Origin of the sequence: Bacillus sp. FSL L8-0099 (assembly GCF_038006385.1) — a bacterium.
GTDB classification, from domain to species: domain Bacteria; phylum Bacillota; class Bacilli; order Bacillales; family Bacillaceae_G; genus Bacillus_A; species Bacillus_A toyonensis.
This window is the reverse complement of record NZ_JBBOVC010000001.1, coordinates 2,315,985-2,336,232: the sequence shown is the minus strand read 5'-3', so window position 1 is coordinate 2,336,232 and position 20,248 is coordinate 2,315,985. Positions and strand designations below refer to the sequence as shown.

Below are 20,248 nucleotides of genomic sequence, written 5' to 3'. Positions count from 1 at the left end.
ACTGAAAATATAAAGCGCCGCTATCTTTTAAGATGTTTTGTCATCCCAACAGAGAATACCTCAAACCCTATAGATTCATAGTAAGATTGCAATTTTTCCACACACATAAGTTGGGGAATAACTTTGTTTTGTTCACAGTGCTGGATTAATCGTTCCACTATTTCTTTTCCAATGCCAATGGACTGATATTTTGGCAATACACATACACCGCAAATAACGCCTGTTATTACACCATCTGATATAATACGCCCCATCCCAACTAACTCTTTATCATCAAAAGCATAAATTACATACCAACTTTGTTTACACATTTGTTCCAATTCATTCAGCGTTAAATTAAGAGAATTCCATTCTAAAGATTCATATAAGCTTAATAATCCATTGAAATCTGTTGGGTGTTTAATTGTGTAATTTATTCTATTATTCATGTAAATACTCCTTATTCCTTCGTTTGTTTGTATTTTATAAAATTCCCCTTATTAATATGAAATTAATTTAAATAAACTTCCATAAAAATAATAAAATTCCTACTCAACATAAAATAAAAAGAAGTTAACCTCACCTCAGTTAACTTCTTTTATAAAAATCTATTATTATATTATCAACCAAAAATCATACAGCTACAGACGATAAGAACAAACAAAACTAATAAACCATTTGAGAAATAACCCATAGAATACTACCCCTTTATTTCATTATGTAAAAGATTTTATCATAAAATTATTTACAACATAATAACTGAAAAAGACATTGCATTCATTACTTACGTATATTTAGTAATATTTTAATTTTAGCCATATTCGCCTTTTCTAAAATCAATTCTCCTCCTCCTCTGCTTTAGTCCACATAATCTCAAAATAACAAATTAGTAAATGTTAATTTACTATAATAAGTTTAAACATTTGATTTATAGCTAAATTAGTAATAAAATAATGACTAAATCCAAAAAGGAAGCGAAAATAATGTCCCATAAAGAATTATTAAACGAATACATGAATTTATTATTAAATATGTCAGGTACTTTCAAATTACTATCAGAAAAATCCTCTGAATTTACACATTTAGAACAACACGTAGTGGAGTATCTCGCCCAGCAAAAAGTACCTGTAAATTCAAAGATGATTGCTAATTATTTAAACATTCCTAAGCAACAATTAAGTGTAACTGTACGTAATTTAAAACTAAACGGCTATATTGTAAAAAAACAAGATACGGTAGACAAAAGAGCTGTATTAATTTCTCTGACAGAAAAGGCTGAAAAGGTACATTATGAGAGATGGAAACAAATTTATAAAAATTTCACAGTAAACCTCGAAAAGTTATCTGAAGAAGATAGGCGGGATTTAACTTACGGACTATATAAAACAAATACAATGCTCTCAAAAATGTTACATAACGACTAAATATATTGTTTATGATTAAACGGAGGATGTTTCATGGTTAAAGAATTAGATTTACAATCCGTACAAGGTACGATGCTTATTCCCCTATGGGGAAGAGCATATGGCAGTGAGAAGAATAAGGATATTTTAGATGATACAGAGGCTATTCGAATAATTAAAGAATGCGATTTTGACTTCTCAACAATAGCAAATACATTTGGCGAATACGGATGTATCACATACATTACTCGTGCACGAAAAATTGATGATGCGATAAAACAATTTATAGCAAAACACCCGAACGCCACTATAGTAAATATCGGTTCAGGACTAGATACTACTTTTTCAAGAATTGATAACGGTACAATACATTGGTATAACCTTGATTTACCCGATGCAATCTCTTTTCGCAAGACTTTAATTGACGATACACCTAGGAATATTAGCATCACTAAATCATTTTTTGATACCTCTTGGTTTGACGATATAAGATATGATCCAAACGACGGTATTCTTTTTATATCAGCAGGTGTATTTTATTACTTTAAAGAAGAAGATTTAAAAGAGATCATAGTTGCTATGTCAAAACGTTTTCCTGGAGGAGAGCTATATTTTGATGCTGAATCAAAATTCGCACTGAACCTTTCGAATGCAACTGTAAAAAAATCTGGCAATAACGGCGCGATGATGTATTTTTATGTAAACAATCTAAAATCAATAGAAAAATGGTCTTCAAACATAAAAATATTAAGCTGCTCCCCTTTCTTTAAAGGTATACCTACAAATAAAGATTGGGATGGTAGTACACGTATTATGATGCGAATTGTAAACGCAATAAAGATGTTGAAGTTTGTTCATTTGCGGTTTAAAAAATAATAAATAAAGAAGACCTCAATACATTTATATTTAGGTTATACATGTTAAACATAAGAAAAAGGCAGGAACATATTTGATATGTTTCTGCCTTTTTCTTATGGGGTACCGATACATAGTCATCTAGCTATGAAAAGCAACTACCTCAAAATGAGAAATTTGGCATCTTAACACCCCTCAAGTGGCTTTTGTATATAATACATTTTAAATTTAATTTTTCTTGATAAATCAAAGATTTCCTGGCATACTCTTAAAATTATTTATGCACGAATAAAATCTCTTCGTAAACGTCCAATTGCACTAAAATATACAAAAATTGAGAAATATGAAAAAGACACTCTTATGAGTGCCCTTCATAGCAACTAAGTCCGCTGCAGCTTTTACCATAACCCATATGAATTTCGCCTGTAAGAGGGAATTTTAAATTCATATTTAATTATTAAAATAAACCGCACCAAAGTTTTCATTAAATCTTTTACACCAAACAGAAACCGAACCATATTCACTTACATCTATCCCTTCAGGAATTTCGTAGTTTTGGTCTCCTTTATTTCCCTTTAATTTTCCTAATTCAATATACTGATAGTTTTTTACGTCTTCATTATTTTTCAAACGATTTGTAGGAACTAATACAACTCGTACATCTGGCCCATTTGATGTTGCAAAATTAGAAAGTCGTAAAACACGTTTTCCATCCGCTAATTGGTGAATTTTTGCCGTTCCAGTTGTTTCATGGACACCGTTTTGAAACTGACCTTCCCTTATTACTCGATCACTTTGTTGCCTTACTTCAGTTGATTGTATCTCTGCTTGTGGCAATGATTCATTTACGTGCTTATCAATAAATAATTTCTCTGGTCGGAACAATGACCATAAAATCCCCAATACAATTATTAAACCACCTATAAGCCATACATATTTTCTTTTCATATAGTAAAAAACCTCCTGTAACATACTGTGTAGTAGTATGTTAACAAGAAGGTCTTTCATTTTTCTAACGTAAATGTTACAAAAGTCTTTCAGCCATCTTATTTTTTTACTGATGTGATGGGAAGAGTGAACCAAAATTCACTTCCCTGCTTACCATCTGCGCGATTCCTTACACCAATTTCCCCTTTGTGCATTTCAATTAATGATTTTGCAATAGCTAATCCAAGTCCGGAACCTCCAGATTGTGAACTTCTTGATCGATCTGTTCTAAAAAAACGTTCAAATACACGTAATTGATCATTTGGAGAAATTCCCATTCCTTCATCCCGCATAGTGAATTGGACCTGTTGAGTTGATTTATTTTCCACTACAGTCAATTCAATTGTTCCAAAGATAGGAGAATATCGAATTGCATTATGTAATAAATTACCTATGACCCTTTCAATTTTACAAGGCATAATCAAAAGTCGAGGTAATGTATCAGGGACATCCAATTGCACATGGATTTGTTTGTCTCCTAATAAGACAGAATGTGACTCTAATACATCTAATAGAACTTTATCTAAATGTGTGAAACTTGGGTGAAAATCTACTTGCTCAAACTCTAACTTTGAAAGATCAAATAAGTCGTTAATTAATCCATTTAATCTTTCTATTTCTTTTAAAACCGTTGCCAAGTATTGCTTTTTTATTTCAGGATCTTCAATCAGGTTATCTTGTAATGCTTCTATCATCATTTGCATGCTCGCCATAGGTGTTCGTAAGTCGTGTGAGATATTGGTAATTAGCTCCTTACGAGAGTTTTCCTGTTCCTCTAACTTAGTAAACCCTTCTTCTAATTTTTTTGCCATCTGTTGAAAAGCTGTTGCCAATTCTTTAAACTCACGTGGTTCTTGCCCAATTATATACATCGTTTCAAAGTGTCTATCACTAAATTGTTTCGTCAATTTTATTAAATTTTGTATAGATTTCATGATAGGACGTGTCATTAACCAATAAATAAACGTTGAAATAATGAATGCCACAAATGCAATTACTGTTAATAACCGCGTTTGTTCCGGTTCAAGTAACATTTTCGTCTCACTATACCATATAGCAATTACCATAATACTAGTACTTAATAGATTCATGAGTAACAATTGAATACGTAATCTCATGTTTCATTTCCTCCATTTGGCTCAAAGCGATATCCTATACCCCAAACCGTATGAATCCAACGATTCTTTATCGTATGCTTTTCGAGCTTTTCACGTAAACGACTCACTAACACGGTAACTGTGTTTGATGCTCCTTCATGTCCAAAATCCCAAATTAATTCAAGAAGCTGCGAGCGAGAAAATACTTGTTTTGGATGCTTTGCCATGAGATAAAGTACCTCAAACTCTTTCACCGTTAACTCCACTTCCTTATCACAAACAAGTACATATCTTGTCTTTGGATATATTTTTAAATCTGGAAACTCTATCACTTCCAATAGAGATTCTTTCGCTTGTATTGGTACATGGCTTCCTCTTCTTAGTATAATTTGAACCCTTAATACTAATTCACGAGGGGAAAATGGCTTTGTTAAATAATCATCTGCCCCCATTGTTAAGCCTAAAATTCGATCCCTTTCCTCTCCCTTAGCAGTTAACATAATAATAGGGACATTTGACTGTTGACGAATTTCCTCGCATAATTCCCATCCATCTTTTTTTGGCATCATCAAATCTAATATAATTAAATCTGGTTGATGTGTAAGAAATAAATCCCAACCTTCTTTACCATTTACAGCGGTATAAACTTCATATTCTTCTCTTTCTAAATACCGTTTGCATACTTCTCGAATATTTTCTTCATCTTCTACAATTAAAATTCTTTTCTTCATATACTATCCTCACTTCTTTTTCACCAATAACACAAAATTTATTGTTTCTATTATCCAATGAAAATTCAGAAAATAAATTTTGTAATACAGATAGTAATCTTAACATTTGATTACTTATATGACTAGATAGGTATTTAAAATAGTAGTTACTAAATTATATAAATTAAAAGGAATGAGTCCGATTCAACATCGAACTCATTCCTTATTAGTAACCTAAATTATTGTATCTAACTTTTCGGATTCAATTCATTTCTGGTTCTCTTTTCAAACTTAGCAACAGAACTGTTACCTATTACTGAACTCTTGATAGATTCCATGCTATAGTATCAGTCCCATTCTCTCCATTACCATATTTCATATAATCGATTAAATATCCTACCTTTAACTTGTTACCATTAGATAGTATGTTCCATTGCTTATGGTATCCAGTGAAATTCTTTGGATATGCATGATTAAATTTAAAAGTACTTGCATTCTGTTTTTGATCTAAATGGATATAACTATCTTGAAGTTTTAAATATGCATAATCTGAATAAATAGGATTTCGAAATTTAATTAATACCTCTTCATCCTTTTTAATTGGTTTTCCAGGTTTAGGTTGACCTACTCTTTCAATAATTACATTCACTTTTTCATCGCTAGATTTTTCAGCCCAAAGATACTCCCATTTATTCCCGGCATGATGACTTCCCCAATAAGCTGTATTTCCATATGAAGCTACGGTATAAGGAACCCCTTCTGTAACAAATTCACCTGAATTATCTACTACATAATCTTCAAATTCTTTATTAGCTTTAATTTCAGTATCAATCTTTTGTGTAGGGGTTAGATTGTGTGCGTCATTGATTTCAAATGTAACTTTTCTGTGCGCAGCAATTTCAGATTTAATAGGGTGTATATTTTCTCTAGACTCATATGTAAATCCATTCTCACGTTTAACTAGTGTTACTGTTTGTGACGGAGCATTCCATTTCTTACTATAAGTAGTAGGAATCTCTTTACTCACACCAAATAAACCAGGTAAAATTGTTGCCCTAATCTTTTGCATCACAGAATCATAACTACCTTCTACTAATGTTGGTTGCTGTAGTTTTGCAAAAGCACCATGTACAGAGTCTTTATGTAAATAACCGCGATCTCCCTGTCCAGCTTTTAAATCGTTCAATGCATCAGTTCCATTATTAGCTGAAACTACTGATACGTTATTAGTACTTTTAGCCTTGTTTACAATATGATTTACTTTTTTCTTATCTATATTTACATGTTGAAAAACTTCGTTATAGGATAAAACTGGCTTATCAGCAAGGGATTTGTCTTTAGGAGTATATACCCTAAACTTTGGTATATTTCCTATATCTGTTTCTAATTGTTCAGTAGCTGCATTTACTCTAGACTCATATCTCCCTGAATCCCCAAATGCATAATTTCTTCACCTTTTTCAATAGATAAATCCATTGTACTTGTAGGTAAAACTTCAATCGAAAGAAGTTCCCCTTGTTCAACAGCTTTCAATTCATCCAAAGATAAGACAATATTCGCATCTGCTTGTCCTTCTAAACTGTCAATTACTACTTCTGTTTTATTCCGTCCACCTTTTTCTGTACTTAAATAGTTTGCTTTATAACGATCTTGTGTTGCCTTTACAGTATTAATAATTTTGTTTCCTAAACGAATATTAAAATGAGGCGAAACATTTTCAGCGGATGCTGTTCCTACATTCTTATATTCCAAATGTACCCGTAATTTTGCTGCGTTCGCTGTATCCACAGTTGTTGCAGTAGACCAATCAAAATTATTTGTATAACTCTCCGTTTCCGTAGTTGTTTTTGAATATCCGTATCCCACATTTGCTGAAACACTTCCGGAAGGAACAGGACCGGCTGCTGAGCCTTCTACACCACCTGAACCACTTAAACCTACATTAAATGAATGTTGTGTAGATACACTTTTTTCCCATCCTCTGCTAACTGATCCGCCATTATTATCCGTAATGGTTGCAATAGGAATTACTTCAATTCGTTTGACACCAATTTGCAAATTCGGCATGTTGGCAACTATCGGATTGAAATTAGTATCAGAATCGTTGTTATAATTCTCAACCTCATACATATCAGTAAAAGGATCACCATCCGTATTTGCATTCATAGGATTCGATATAAATTTTGGTTTCCCTTTATCCTTCTCGGGATCCCATGCTTTCGCTTCATTTTTTCCAGTTTGTGAATTGAATTCAATTTTATATCCATTCATCTCTAAGTCGTTAGAAATACCATCTTTATCCCAATCGTTGTTTGCCATTTCAATGTTTTGTGTAATGAGTGAACCTATTTCCCCATCAGATCCGAGCGTGAAATTCTTATCTTCTTTTTTTACATTTGCATTCTCTTTGAATATTTCAACTGTACCTCCTGGATTCGGTTGTTTTACATCTGCAAAAGCAGGAGATGCTAAAGTCAGTGCCATCGATACACTACCTAATACACTAATTGCTGGCTTCAATTGTTTCATTGTTATTTTTCCTCCTTGGTTTCTAGGTCAATTAGAACACCTACTAGTAAGATTAATTTCATCATATATAACAAATCTTTCTTTTCTCTCTCATAACTGTTAAAAAAGTCTCTCGTAAATGTTACAAAACACTTACAAAGTTTTTAAAATCTATATATGAAACATTAAAAAGCCGTAATATGAAGAATCGATTACAATATATACAAAAAAACAGCTAGCCAAAGCTAACTGCTTACTAATTTATAAAATTTCAGTAAAAGAATGTATTAATTTTGAAGTGTGCAAATTGGAAGAGTGACTTCAACTATAGTTCCCTTATTCACTTCACTCTCAATAAATACCTTCCCCTGGTGTGTTTCAATAATTTTATAACATACCATTAATCCTAAGCCGATTCCCTCTTCCTTAATACTGTAAAAAGGTTCTCCTAAATATGGTATACGTTCTTTTGGAATCCCACATCCTTGATCGATAAAGCGAATCCTTATTTGATTATTATCAAGTTTATCAAATTGAATCAAAATTTCTCCTCCTGTTGGCATGGATTCAATTGCATTTTTTATAATATTAACAAATACTTGTTTTAATTGATTTCCTTCACATGGAATCAATGGAATACCAGGTGTAAAATCAATTCTAATTTTTATATTATTCATCATTGCTTGAGGTTGCAGTAGCATTAAAACTTGATCCATTAGCACACTAATATCATTAGGTTGTATCTTTACCACCTGTGGTTTGGCTACCGCCATAAATTCATTAGTAATACTTTCTATACGCTCAATCTCTGATGATACTATATTTATATACCCCTGATTATTCTCAGTTTCCGTTGATTTTAGTAATTGCATAAACCCTTTCATTGCGGTTAATGGATTATTAATTTCATGAGCCATTGCAGTCGCTAATTGTCCTACGACAGCAAGTTTTTCAGATTTCCGTAGTAATTCTTCTGTTTTTAGCCGTTCAGTGATATCACGAGAAATACTCAGGAAAACCTTTTTACCATTTAAGTTAAAAACACGGACACTAAACTCAGTTGTTATTATTTTTCCTGTTGGAAAAGCGTATTCATCTTGTAAAGTGAAGGAAGTTTGTCCCTCTCTAATTTTTTCTAACAACCTTACAATCATTTTAGAATCTTGTGGTACTACATTTGGAAATGGTAACGAGAGCAGCTCTTCTCTACTATATCCAAATCTTTTACAACCAACAGGGTTTACCTCAATGAATCGACTGGGAACATAATTTTCATTCAGCTCTACTACATATACTGCATCAGTTGCTTGTTCGATTAGTGCACGGTACTTCATTTCACTATCTTTTAATTGTTGATGTAATCGATGTCGCTCTCTTTCTGCTTGTTTTCTTTCAGAGATGTCTCTACATATTGCAGATAAAGCTATCACATTTCCTCTTACGTCTAATATAGGAGAAACTGTCAGACTGACATCAAGAAGACTTCCATCGTTACGTCGTCTAACAGTTTCTAATCTAGTAACTACGGATTCTCCTGTTAGAATTTTCTGAATATTTTTGAATGATTCTTCCATTAAGAAATCTGGTACACAGGGTAATCTCTTACCTATGATTTCTTCTAATGACCATCCAAATATCTTTTCATAAGCTTTATTTGCTTGTAAAATATGCCCTTCTCGATCAGAAATGGTAATAGCATCTACATTATGCTTTATAAATGATTCTAGTAATTCTTTGGTAGCTCTTAATTCTGATTCTACCTTTTTCCTTTCGGTTATATCGACTGTAGAACCAACAACTTCAATAACTTGTCCATTTCGTTTAATCGGCCTAAGTGCAATAAGAATAATGGTTTTATCATCTGGCCAGGGTAATTCGAATATAATTTCTTTCCCTTCCCATGCCTGAAGATAATACTTCATCAATTGTGAAACTAAATGTGGTGGAACAATAGAGGCATCAATAGTCCGTAAGCTTTTCCCTACCACCTGTTCAGAGTAAAATCCTTTTTGATAATAAAACTGTCCATCACATAAAGTGTGTATAAAGTGCTTACCCACTTTTTTAAATTTAAAAATCCCTCCTTGAAGCTCATGTACGGTATCTGTAAGTTCTTGCTTGGATTTTTTTAATTCTCGATTCATTTTAGATAAGTCCTGTGTTAAATAATACAATCTCTGGTAGGCTTCCATAAGAAATAGCCCAATTAAAAGTCCTAATGCTATATATAATAAGCCTCCTGTGTAAAGTAATGTAGTATTAAATAATACACCAACTAACCACTTTATTCCGACAAAAACAGAAAAATATAAAAATGCACTTTTAAACGGATGAGGGTTTTTAAAATATGTTTTAAAAGTAACAAATAGGATACCCAAACCTAAATAAGCAATCACAGGAGGTTCCCAGTAACCTCCAATATAAAAGATACGCATTATAATAATGCTAATTAACGTAATCCAACCAGCAATGCGACCAAAGTAAATAAAAGATAAAATAAGAGGAACAACTCGAAGATCGTAGGAAAATCCCATGTATGGAAAAGAAAAGAGCATCAAAGTAACTGCAATAATCCCTCCATAGAATTTTTCGAAATATCGCCTGGAATGAACCAAAAAAACTTGAATAAATATCGCTGCGCTAACTAATAAAGAAAAAATAGAAAGATTGATGAAATAGTCTTTAATAATCATGTAATGTCCCTCCTTGCATTAAAGATATATTCGACAAAAAAACAGAAAATCCTACAAATAATATACACAGTTCAGGTGCAAAAAATATAATTCCGTACATGACAATACATGTAAATAGTATCATATTGATTCAAATCGAAAATCAGGGCATCTTCCATTTGAACCTGTAAATCCCCCAAAAATAAGGTGTTTATTTAAATGTTATGTACAAAAAAACGTAGGAATATTTAATTCCTACGTTTTTTATAAATTAATCAATTCCTTCACTATTACGATTCTTCTAATTCCTCAATTTCGGCTTTTCGCTTTAAAAATATTGCAATATCTTTATTCTCCCTTTCTATTAAACCAAGAGCATGTCTATCATTTAAAGCTAATTCTTTATAACCCCATATATATTGTATCGTTGTCGCTTTACTATGTTTATGATCCGCAAAATACCATTCTAAAGGTTGTAAAGGGTTCGATACTTCAAACAATTCTGCTGGGTACCATGAAGGCAAGTTTTCATTTTCACCCAAGATTAGATAGTCTAATGCTCCATTCAATGAACTAATACCATAAACCACATATTCCTTATCGGTTTCTAAATTTATAATATAGTCTCGATTATATCCTTGATCTAATAAAACCTCTGAAAATGTATCTCCTGAATTTTTTATACACATTACCTTCACATACAAGCTCCTATCAACAAAAAATTAATTTTTAAATTTAAAATCATTAAATTCGCCTGTTCTATTATTTTTAAAATAATGAATTGCTACAAGAGTTCCATTCCTAGCCACCTTCTTTGGGTCAACAAGAATCTGTCATTGGTATTCTCGTTAGAACTATTCTTTGTGGATTTGAATTAATTTTTTTCATTGCAAGTCGTTCTTTTAATGTATTTGCAGTGCTTCTACCTGCGGAGTCTCTTCCTAATATTTCAACTTCATATTTTGTATTCTTTGTAGCCTCTTCTAGTTCCTTTTCTTTCTTTTCAGGTTTGCATATATTTCATGTCAAATTACAGAAGTGAGTCAGGCCACTCTAAATCTTAGATTAGAAGAACATGAATAATATTCTTTTTTGAATTGTAATTAAACCTCAGAGTGGCACCTCATACTCAGAACGATTTCCTTACCCAACAGAAGTTAATAAAACATATTTAATTATTGCTTCACCGCTTTGGCTACAAGTGCTGCGTATGCTTCTGCACCTACTTTGGTTAAATGCACACCGTCAGGTGCAAAGTAGTCTTTCTTTCCAGCACTTGCTGCATACCAATCAACTAGAGTTACATTCGGATATTCAGATACCGTTACTTTCAGTCTCTCATTCACGATTGATTCCCACGGACGTGGTACTCTCGTATTAATAAATATGATTTTACGTTCGTTTCCAATTACTTTTATTAATGAAACAAGTTGCTCAGTAGTAAAGGCTCCATTTGTACCTAATCCAATAATGACATAATTCCCTAAATTACCTTCATATTTTAACTGTTCAACTACCGGAATCGCTTTTGACAGCTGGCGACCAATTTGGGCATCAATCCTAATATCAGGAAAAGTATTTTTTAAATACGGAGTAATATCAATCATAACGGAATCGCCTATCGCAGTAACTGTGAGTGAATTTTTAGGTTGTGCAGAATTTACTTCTCTTGATTCCCCTTGTTTTTGAGGCGTCTCTTGATTTGGATTTTCCCAAACTGCAACTGGATGTGGCGCCAGTTGTGTTTGTGCTGCTTTCACCTTATCTTGTTGAGAGTTCTCCTTAGCCTTACTAGCTTTTGATAACCCTACGACCGCTATCGACGAAACGAATAATGTACAAATTAAAGCTAACTTAACACCTAAAGTGACATTTTGAATTCTTAAATTCTTAAACTGAATGTTCCGGAGCGCACCTTGTCGGATTGGTTTTTCAATAAACTTCCATGAAATTTGCGCAATCAATATAATCAAAAGAAATTGAAGGATTGCTCTTATTAATAAAAAATCCCCAGCATTTACCTTTGGAGTCGTCAATGTAAGAATTGGATAATGCCAGAGGTATATGCCATACGATCTTATCCCTATCCAACGTAAAGGTCTAAATCGTAAAAATTGAGCAATACGACTAGCTGGATGAGCTAGATTTGCGACTAACAATGCTGTTGCAATTGATAAGAAAACCATTCCTCCCTTGTATAGAAATGGATCATATTGATTGGTCTTCCAAAACATAACCAAAATAATAATAAGGGCAATGCCCCCCACTACATCAAGAATGAAACGCGCCTTTGGGATAATTTTATTTGCAAGCCTATTGCTTGGCCAAACTAAGGCAAGTACCGCTCCGATAAGTAAGGAAAAGGCCCTCGTATCTGTACCATAATATATTCTGCTCGGATCAGCTCCAGGTTCATACAAAATTGCCATCGCTAAAGCTGAAGCAACGGCTCCCAGACAAATTAATAAAATCATACGGGATTGTTTTTTTATGTAGTAAAGCCCTAAACTAATGATAAACGGCCAAACAACGTAGAATTGTTCCTCAACTGCTAACGACCAAAAATGATTCAATGGAGAAAGCTGGTTAAAATTATCAAAGTACGATAATTTATGATAAATATACCACCAGTTACTAACATAAAATAATGCCGCTAATGAATCTCCGCGCATTTTTTCAAGTAAAGAGCTATGAAAAACTGTAATCCATGCCAACGTTATAACAAGCATAACAAGCATTCCTGGAAGCAATCTCCTTGCCCTACTAAGCCAGAATTTTTTTAAATCAATTCTCTTATTTCTCTTCCACTCTATGGCTAGAATATCTGTAATTAAATAACCTGAAAGTACAAAAAATACAGTAACTCCTAAAAATCCTCCAGGCATCCAATTAAAATTAATATGATACAAAATAACACCTAGTATAGCTAGGCCCCTTAGACTGTCCAATCCAACCATATAACGACTATTTTTTTTAAAAGGTTTAGTCATCCTACATTCACCTCTTTTTCTTGGAAATTAGGTTAATAATAACGGCACAAAGTACTATTAATCCCCTAAAATCGTATAAGCTAAACTATTGCAAACATCTTTTTGTAAGGCTCTTTTTTTTATCTTTACATGCACAGTAATTAATACTTTAACACGTTATCTGGCTCTGTTGTGAAAATTTTTAAGCTAGATGTTCTTGTTGCTCTTCCGAAAAAGAGGAATATGATATATAACGTATATTTGAACATTTCCCTGCAAAATAACGTTATAAAGAAGGGCTACTGGTTATGAGCAGCCCCTCTTTTACCTTACTTCACATATACATATGTTTCATTTGAAATCACATTTTATGTCTTGCCCTTACTGTCGTGTATTTTATATTGCAGCGAACCTTGCATCAGAACAATATGTGTTCTGGTGCAAGGTTTTTTTAACTAGAATAAATTCTGGGAAAGCAAATAAGGAACATGATAGATGTGATATTTTAAAGAAAAATAATAGTAGCCATTTGCTACTATTATTTTTTTCTTTAAGTTATCATAATATGCCTGAAATTCTAAAGGGACGTGGTATGTCAATTCATCTAACAACCATTATGTGCTGAGTTCGTAAATGCGGAAATTTCATTCGTGATTTTTGAAAAATAAAACAAAAAAGAAAAACTATCTTTGAAAATGGATGAAACCTACATAAATGTCAACTAATCTATGTACGAATTCCTTTGCTTTAGCTAGGTGTTCTAGGAAATAAGGAGCCATATACCGGTCAATTTTTCAATTAACTTGGTGTCTAGTTTAGTGTACCATCTCCAATTAATACATTTTTTCGGGTTCAGTTCATTATATTTTCTACTTTGTCTTTATATACAACATATTCTTTTCCATCCACTACTGCTACCACCGCAAATTCATCATTTGGATTGAATGAAAGCCAGTCAGCCCACATGCTTGTATTAGCACCTCCACTCCACATATGATGAACAGTGTTTTTAGTTAAATTCATAACTTTATAAGACGCATTTGGTGCATTTGTTCCAGTCTTTATTTCAAAAGTGTATGCGTTATGGATTTTTTTATAAAAGTAAAAAACATTTGATGGACGAAGTAGATTCATAAAATCTTGTTCTTTCTTCTCTGCAATTTTTATGCCTTCTAGTAATGTGACAACATCTGCTCTTAATGTTTTCCAACTGTCTTTAGCTGAATTCAAGTTAGGCTTTAAAAATTTATATCTATTTTGATCAGCTTTTTCATCAACTTTATCAATATGCCCCATTACGCCCGAATATTGAGAGTCTAAATCATCCCATTGTGTGGACATATAAGTAAGAGCAGTAATAGCACTATCAATCGTACTATGCATATCACTAATATTATGAAAAGCAACTCCGACTACACGATTTAATGTAATTTTATAATCTACAGTTTTACGTAATTCTGCTAAAGCAGGCTCTAATCGACCTAAATTATCTCTAGCAGTACCTATCATTATGCCACCAGAAATAAGCGTGGGGATAAAAGGGACTTTCACCATTATTAACCCATCAGATTCTAATTTCTTATAATAGTTTACTTGTCCTAAAACTTCATCTAAACGCTTTTGATCAGTCTCTACATCAGCTCCTTGGTTTTTTAAAATCGATTGCAAGGTCTCTTTATGGCTTCCAAATACTCTAACATCTTCTCCAATAGCGTTTTTAAATTTAGTTAATTCTTCTATTAACGCTTTTGCGGACTTTTGGTTTCGTTGAATCCCCACCCTTAAATCTGTAATCCCCTTTTTTAAAGTATCCCCATTTCCATTATTGATCGCCTCTACTAATGTTTCATAATAATTTTCAAACTTTGTATCGTATTCAATAATGCCGGTCAATGTATCTAAAAGCTGTTTTTTTACTTTTGTATTCCATGTAACAGCATGTGCTCTTGCATTCTTTTGATCCTGTACAATTTTACTAGGTAAATCTGCATACCCATTAATAGAAATTCCTTCAAAACTCACATCCGGATTATTAATTAGTAAATAAGAATATTCATTCATAGCCTTTGCAAATAACCCAGCATCTTGTACAGTTTTTTTCATCTTTTCTTCATTTGCTGAAAGAGACCTATCTCCAGTGTTCGTTTGTTCAGTTTCAATTGCAAAGGTTGCTACTGGTGTGACTGCATAGGTAGTTGTCATAATTAAAAATGCTGATACAGCCAGTATTTTATAAGGTTTTTTTTTCATCTTTTCTTATTCCTCCTGTATAGAGTATGATTTCAAGTCCTATTCTTATTAAAAGACGCTGTTGTTGCATAGATTCGATATTATTAAGCAAATCTATATAACCTGTCTCCTATTGATCGATTCTGTTACAAATTTTTAAAAACAAGTAAACTACATGGCTATCTTTTTATTTGGATACAACTTACATATAAGTGAAAGGCGAAGTCTTTAATGAGACTCCGCCTTTTTAATATATAAGGATTTATTAATTACCGCTTTACTGTTTATCAGTGTAATCATAGACTCTCTATGTTATGGGGCACTTTGCAACAGAATAAATATTTCCCTATTTTTGTGGAGTAACTGTTTCCACTTTTAATTCCTTTATTCCTTCTTTTAATGTAACAGCATCTGTTCGTAATGTTTTCCAACTATCTTTCGCTGCATTTAAATTAGGTTTTAAGAATTTAAATTTATTTTGATCCGCTTTTTGAGCTGCATTCTCAATATGCCCTAGAACGCCCGAATATTGAGAATCTAAATCATGCCACTGCGTTGACATATAAGTAAGAGCGTTAATAGCATCATCAAGTGCCTTGTGCATTTCATTAATATTACTATAAGCAACTCCAACTACACGATTTAATGTTACTTTATAATCCACGGTCTGACGTAATTCTGCTAATAAAGGCTCTAACTTACCTAAGTTGTCTCTTGCTACTCCCACTATAATACCGCCAATTATTGGTAGACCCAAAATAGCACCCTTCATTACATTAAACCCATCAGATTCTAATTGTTTATAATAGTTTACTGATCCTAATACTTCTTCTAGACGCTTTTGATCTGCATCAACATCTGCACCTTGGTTTTTTAGAATCGACTGCAAAAGATCTTTATTGCCTCCAAATGCTCTAACATCTTGTCCAATAGAGTCTCTTAATTTAGTTAATTCTTCTATTAATTGTTGTGCGTACTTTTGGTTTTGTTGAATTTCACCTCGTAAATCTGTAATTCCTTCTTTTAAAGTTTCTCCATCCCCTGTATTAATCGCCTCAACCAATGTTTCATAATAATTGTCGAACGTTGTATCATATTCAACAATACCAGTCAATGTATCTAAAAGCTGTTTTTTTACTTTCGTGTCCCAAGTAACAGCATGTGCTCTTGCATTCTTTTGATCTTGTACGATTCTACCAGGTAAATCTACATATCCATTAATAGTAATTCCTTCAAAATTTACATCAGGATTCTTAATTAGCATATAAGAATAGGCATTCATAGATTTTGCAAATAATCCAGCCTTTTGCAAGGTCTCTTTCATTCTCGCTTCATTTGCAGAAAGAGCCGTATCTCCATTGTTCGTTTGTTCAATTTCACTTGCAAAAGTTGCTTCTGGTGAGACTACAGAAGTTGCTGTCATAGTTAAAAGAGCCGATGCGACGATTAGTTTGTACGGGATATTTTTCATCATTTTATATTCCTCCAATATAAGTTTTCATTTTCAGTTCTATTCCTGTTTAAAAGCGATGTCTTTTGAAATGAATTCTGCATCTTTATGAATATCATTCCAACTTTCTTTAGCAGCTTTTAAATCATCCGGTATTAAAGAGAATTTGTGGTCTTGCATAGAATCGATATTATCCAGTAAATCTGTATAATTTGCGCCCATTGTATTCCATTGCTTTTGAATATTTGTTAGAGACAATATCGCTTGATCTACAGTCTGGTATAGATATGCCAATGTTTCTTTCGCGTTAGTAAGCGAAAGAACTGCTTGATTAGCACGATCTGCTTTCATACTTAATTCCCCGATTTTGTTAGAAATTTCGTTATAGGAGTCCATATGCTTAGATGCCGTGACACCAGCCGCAGTTCCTAGACCGATACCAGCTGCTCCAAGAGCTGAAAGTCCACCAACAACAGCCGGTGTTGCTGTACCACCAGTTACAACAATTACAACTGCTCCTCCAATAGCTGCAATAACTAAAATAGCTGCTCCCAATCCACCACCAATTGACCATGCTAATACATCATCAAAATGTTTTTTCTGAGTAGAACGAAGTTGCTCAATTTCAGCTTGAAGTTGTGGAATCGTTGCTTGTTGACCTGCTAATATTGCAGTTAATCCACCTTTCCCATCTGGACCACCAACATTATTTTTAAAATCTGTAGAATTTTGATATAGTTTCCCTTTGAAGTCTTGTAGCATCTTAATTACATCTGTTACCTCTTTTGAATTTGTATTAATTGTTGTAATTAAATCATTTATGCCCTCTTTTAGACCTGCCTTATCTTTCTTTTGTACAGTATCTACTAATGTGTCGTAATAATTTTGAAATTGTTCATCGTAATTTACAATATTACGAGCTGTTTTTTGAATCTGTGGCTTCGCTGTATCTAACCAATAATTCGCATTTATTCGTGACAGTTCTTGATTAAGGTGAATATTTTTGAGCAACTCTCCTCCTTCTGATCCTAAATCGATATTAGATAAATTTACATTCGGTTGCTTAATCATTGTTTTTGCGTACAAATCCATTACAAGAATATGAGAACCTGTTTCAGCCAAGGCTTTCTTCAGTCCCTCAGGACCTAAAGCATAATTGCCTACTTTTTGTTCTTGAGCGGTCGTTTCTTGTGCAAATGCATGAATAGTGTTACCAGTAGTAGCAGTTATAACCGTTGCCAGAGTGGCTAAAGTTAGCACTTTGAATGGGAATTTTTTCATCACTTTTCTCCTTCTTTCGCTAGATTCTTATAATCTTTATAGTTTTTTCAAAAACGTAATATCAAAATTTGTATACCTGTTCTTCAAGGTAACTTATTACATTTTTTAATTGTCTTAATGTATCTTTTTGAGACTGCTCGTTAGTTGCATCAACATTAGTAGATAATTTTGTAATGTTATTTTTTATTAAATCTAAATCTTCTTTATAGCGCTTTAGTAGGTCAAGTTCTACTTCTACTTGATTTGCAAACGTATGCAAATCATTTTGTGAAAGAAGAAGCATTGATTTTTGTAAATCTGCTATTGATAGTTTCGTTGTTAAATCATATATTTTTTGGTTTTGTTTCTCTAAGTCATCTAAATATGCTCGCTGCTCTGCTGTTAGTTTATTTACTTCTGCGAAGACACCAAATGTTTTCTTAATTTTTTCAGTATCAATGGCTTTCATCAGGTCATATTCTTGCGTTTTTGCGGCTGCAGCTGCAGCTATTTCACCTTGTTTGCTTTTCTCAATTGCTTCACGAGCTGCTTTTTTTGCCGATTCAATTTCTAGAGCTGTTTTACCTTGCTCTGTCGCTTCTTGCGCTGCTTTTTTCTCAGCTTCTAGAATAGAGTTGTTAATTTCTTTTCCTTTGTTATACGCTGCCATCCCTGCTTGAGCAGCCGGTTCAATAATTTCTTTTGAAAGACTATAAACTTCTTTGAATATAGCAAATCCCTGCTCATTTAAAGCTCCTGGTATTAATGCAATTTGTTGTAAATCATTTTGAATTGCTTTTTTGGTATTTAATATTTCATTTTTTAACTGATCTATTTTTCCTGTTCCATCTGTACCTAATATGCCTTGCGCAGTTGCCACATTAGTATCGAAATCTTTTAATTTTTTATCAAGCTGTAATTTAAGATCAGTTAACTCATTAATTTGTCGTTGCGCATTTTCTTGATTCGTCATAGCCATTTCTTGAAGTACTTCAAGTCTATCCACAAAACCTTCTCTATCTTCTTTATTGTCTACATACGATTTTAATGTCGGATAATAGCTATTAAATTTTGTTACAAATCCTTTGCTTTTTGAATTTAATAGAATTAACTGTGGATAGAGTTCCGATGACCATTCCTTCATATCTTGTTTGATTAGGAATTGATTTGTATTTAAAGCTGGGACTTCCTCTAGCTGTACATTAGGACTCATTAAAGATTGATCAATATACGTTTGGATTAATTTAGATTGCGCACCTAATTTTCGTAATGATGAAGAAATATCCATGTTTTCCTGTTGAGTTTCTGCTTGAACGATTGGTGTTGCGAGAGTATTGATAGGAATAGTCGCTCCAGTTACAATGGATGTTATTAAAAATCCTGTCATTATTTTATTCTTCATTCCGTACACTCCTTTACCATTTTTTTCTATAAATTGATTCATATAACTTGTACGACCTAGCACTAGGCTCTCTTTTTGTACACGGATGAGGAAAGAGAAGTCTTTCAGATAGGGTGTTATCCTTATTTTTTACTTCTAATAGGATGTAAGAATTTTACTCATCTCTCATTTAGATACTCTATTTTTCAAAAATAAACAATAAAAATTCATCAGCTATATTTGAATTAGACACCCAATGGGTAGTAAAATATTAATTCTCCCATAGAGTTGCGGTTTAACTTACAGAACCGCGAGGATAGATAAACCAATGCTGACAGTTAATCCTGTTTTGACCTTGTTTAATATCAATTACATAATATGTCTCTTAGTTTTGTCAGCAAGAGCCTTACAAGACTACAAAAGATGAACTTATACTGTACATTGCTTATACTTTTATTGCGGAATAAATTCACTTTTGTTATGCAAAAACTTAGAACACTTTTATTACAAACTTGATCATTTTGAGATTCTAGGTCTCTCGTTAATTAACTGATTATTAAGAAAAATATTTTCGACATAATGTTACTTACAACTTCGCTATACTCCTATTAGCGTCATCTTCTCCTTTCTCTCTGGTCATACCAGTTATGTTGTTCATTAAAACATTAAATTTTTAATGCGTAAATAGCAAAATTTTGTCGATTGTACTCAATAATTTAACTGTTAAGTAAAAACACGAGCCAAAAAC

13 protein-coding genes and 1 pseudogene are annotated in these 20,248 nt (G+C 32.9%); 2 read left to right on the top strand and 12 right to left on the bottom strand.

The genetic code is table 11. The features are described from left to right. Positions 1 to 20: 20 nt before the first annotated feature. Positions 21 to 428 (bottom strand): GNAT family N-acetyltransferase, encoded by a 408-nt coding sequence (locus MHH42_RS11925; protein WP_001065229.1) that lies wholly within the window; start codon positions 426 to 428, stop codon positions 21 to 23. A gap of 534 nt (positions 429 to 962) precedes the next feature. Here MHH42_RS11925 and MHH42_RS11920 point away from each other — a divergent pair. Next, complete coding sequence (locus tag MHH42_RS11920; RefSeq protein ID WP_016108371.1) at positions 963 to 1,403, top strand: MarR family winged helix-turn-helix transcriptional regulator; 441 nt, start codon at positions 963 to 965, stop codon at positions 1,401 to 1,403. 33 nt (positions 1,404 to 1,436) lie between these two features. Then, positions 1,437 to 2,258, top strand: a complete 822-nt coding sequence (locus MHH42_RS11915) for a class I SAM-dependent methyltransferase (protein ID WP_016108370.1) — start codon at positions 1,437 to 1,439, stop codon at positions 2,256 to 2,258. Positions 2,259 to 2,687: 429 nt separating this feature from the next. On the opposite strand, the gene MHH42_RS11910 is transcribed toward MHH42_RS11915, so the two are convergent. The 11 genes and pseudogenes from MHH42_RS11910 to hblC form a co-directional block, all read right to left on the bottom strand. Beyond that, complete coding sequence (locus MHH42_RS11910) at positions 2,688 to 3,185, bottom strand: DM13 domain-containing protein (protein WP_000824733.1); 498 nt, start codon at positions 3,183 to 3,185, stop codon at positions 2,688 to 2,690. Positions 3,186 to 3,283: 98 nt separating this feature from the next. Then, positions 3,284 to 4,342, bottom strand: a complete 1,059-nt coding sequence (locus tag MHH42_RS11905; RefSeq protein ID WP_016108369.1) for a sensor histidine kinase — start codon at positions 4,340 to 4,342, stop codon at positions 3,284 to 3,286. Next, complete coding sequence (locus MHH42_RS11900) at positions 4,339 to 5,052, bottom strand: response regulator transcription factor (protein ID WP_000746049.1); 714 nt, start codon at positions 5,050 to 5,052, stop codon at positions 4,339 to 4,341. Before MHH42_RS11900 ends, MHH42_RS11905 begins: the two co-directional genes overlap by 4 nt. A gap of 292 nt (positions 5,053 to 5,344) precedes the next feature. Continuing rightward, positions 5,345 to 7,560, bottom strand: a pseudogene (locus MHH42_RS11895) (binary toxin-like calcium binding domain-containing protein). Positions 7,561 to 7,826: 266 nt separating this feature from the next. Continuing rightward, positions 7,827 to 10,232, bottom strand: coding sequence for a PAS domain S-box protein (locus MHH42_RS11890; RefSeq protein ID WP_340893412.1), 2,406 nt, complete (start codon positions 10,230 to 10,232; stop codon positions 7,827 to 7,829). A 269-nt stretch (positions 10,233 to 10,501) separates the two neighbouring features. Then, positions 10,502 to 10,909 (bottom strand): hypothetical protein, encoded by a 408-nt coding sequence (locus MHH42_RS11885; RefSeq protein ID WP_016108365.1) that lies wholly within the window; start codon positions 10,907 to 10,909, stop codon positions 10,502 to 10,504. A 477-nt stretch (positions 10,910 to 11,386) separates the two neighbouring features. Further along, on the bottom strand, positions 11,387 to 13,201 hold the full coding sequence (locus MHH42_RS11880; protein WP_016108364.1) for an acyltransferase family protein: 1,815 nt from the start codon (positions 13,199 to 13,201) through the stop codon (positions 11,387 to 11,389). Between the two features lie 831 nt (positions 13,202 to 14,032). Then, complete coding sequence (gene hblB / locus MHH42_RS11875) at positions 14,033 to 15,430, bottom strand: hemolysin BL regulatory component HblB (RefSeq protein WP_016108363.1); 1,398 nt, start codon at positions 15,428 to 15,430, stop codon at positions 14,033 to 14,035. Between the two features lie 325 nt (positions 15,431 to 15,755). Next, positions 15,756 to 16,883 (bottom strand): hemolysin BL binding component B, encoded by a 1,128-nt coding sequence (gene hblA / locus MHH42_RS11870; RefSeq protein ID WP_016108362.1) that lies wholly within the window; start codon positions 16,881 to 16,883, stop codon positions 15,756 to 15,758. Positions 16,884 to 16,919: 36 nt separating this feature from the next. Beyond that, a complete protein-coding gene (hblD, locus tag MHH42_RS11865) occupies positions 16,920 to 18,140 on the bottom strand; it encodes a hemolytic enterotoxin HBL lytic component L1 (protein WP_000714431.1) in 1,221 nt (406 codons plus the stop codon). A gap of 61 nt (positions 18,141 to 18,201) precedes the next feature. Further along, complete coding sequence (gene hblC, locus MHH42_RS11860; protein ID WP_016108361.1) at positions 18,202 to 19,521, bottom strand: hemolytic enterotoxin HBL lytic component L2; 1,320 nt, start codon at positions 19,519 to 19,521, stop codon at positions 18,202 to 18,204. Positions 19,522 to 20,248: the final 727 nt, after the last annotated feature.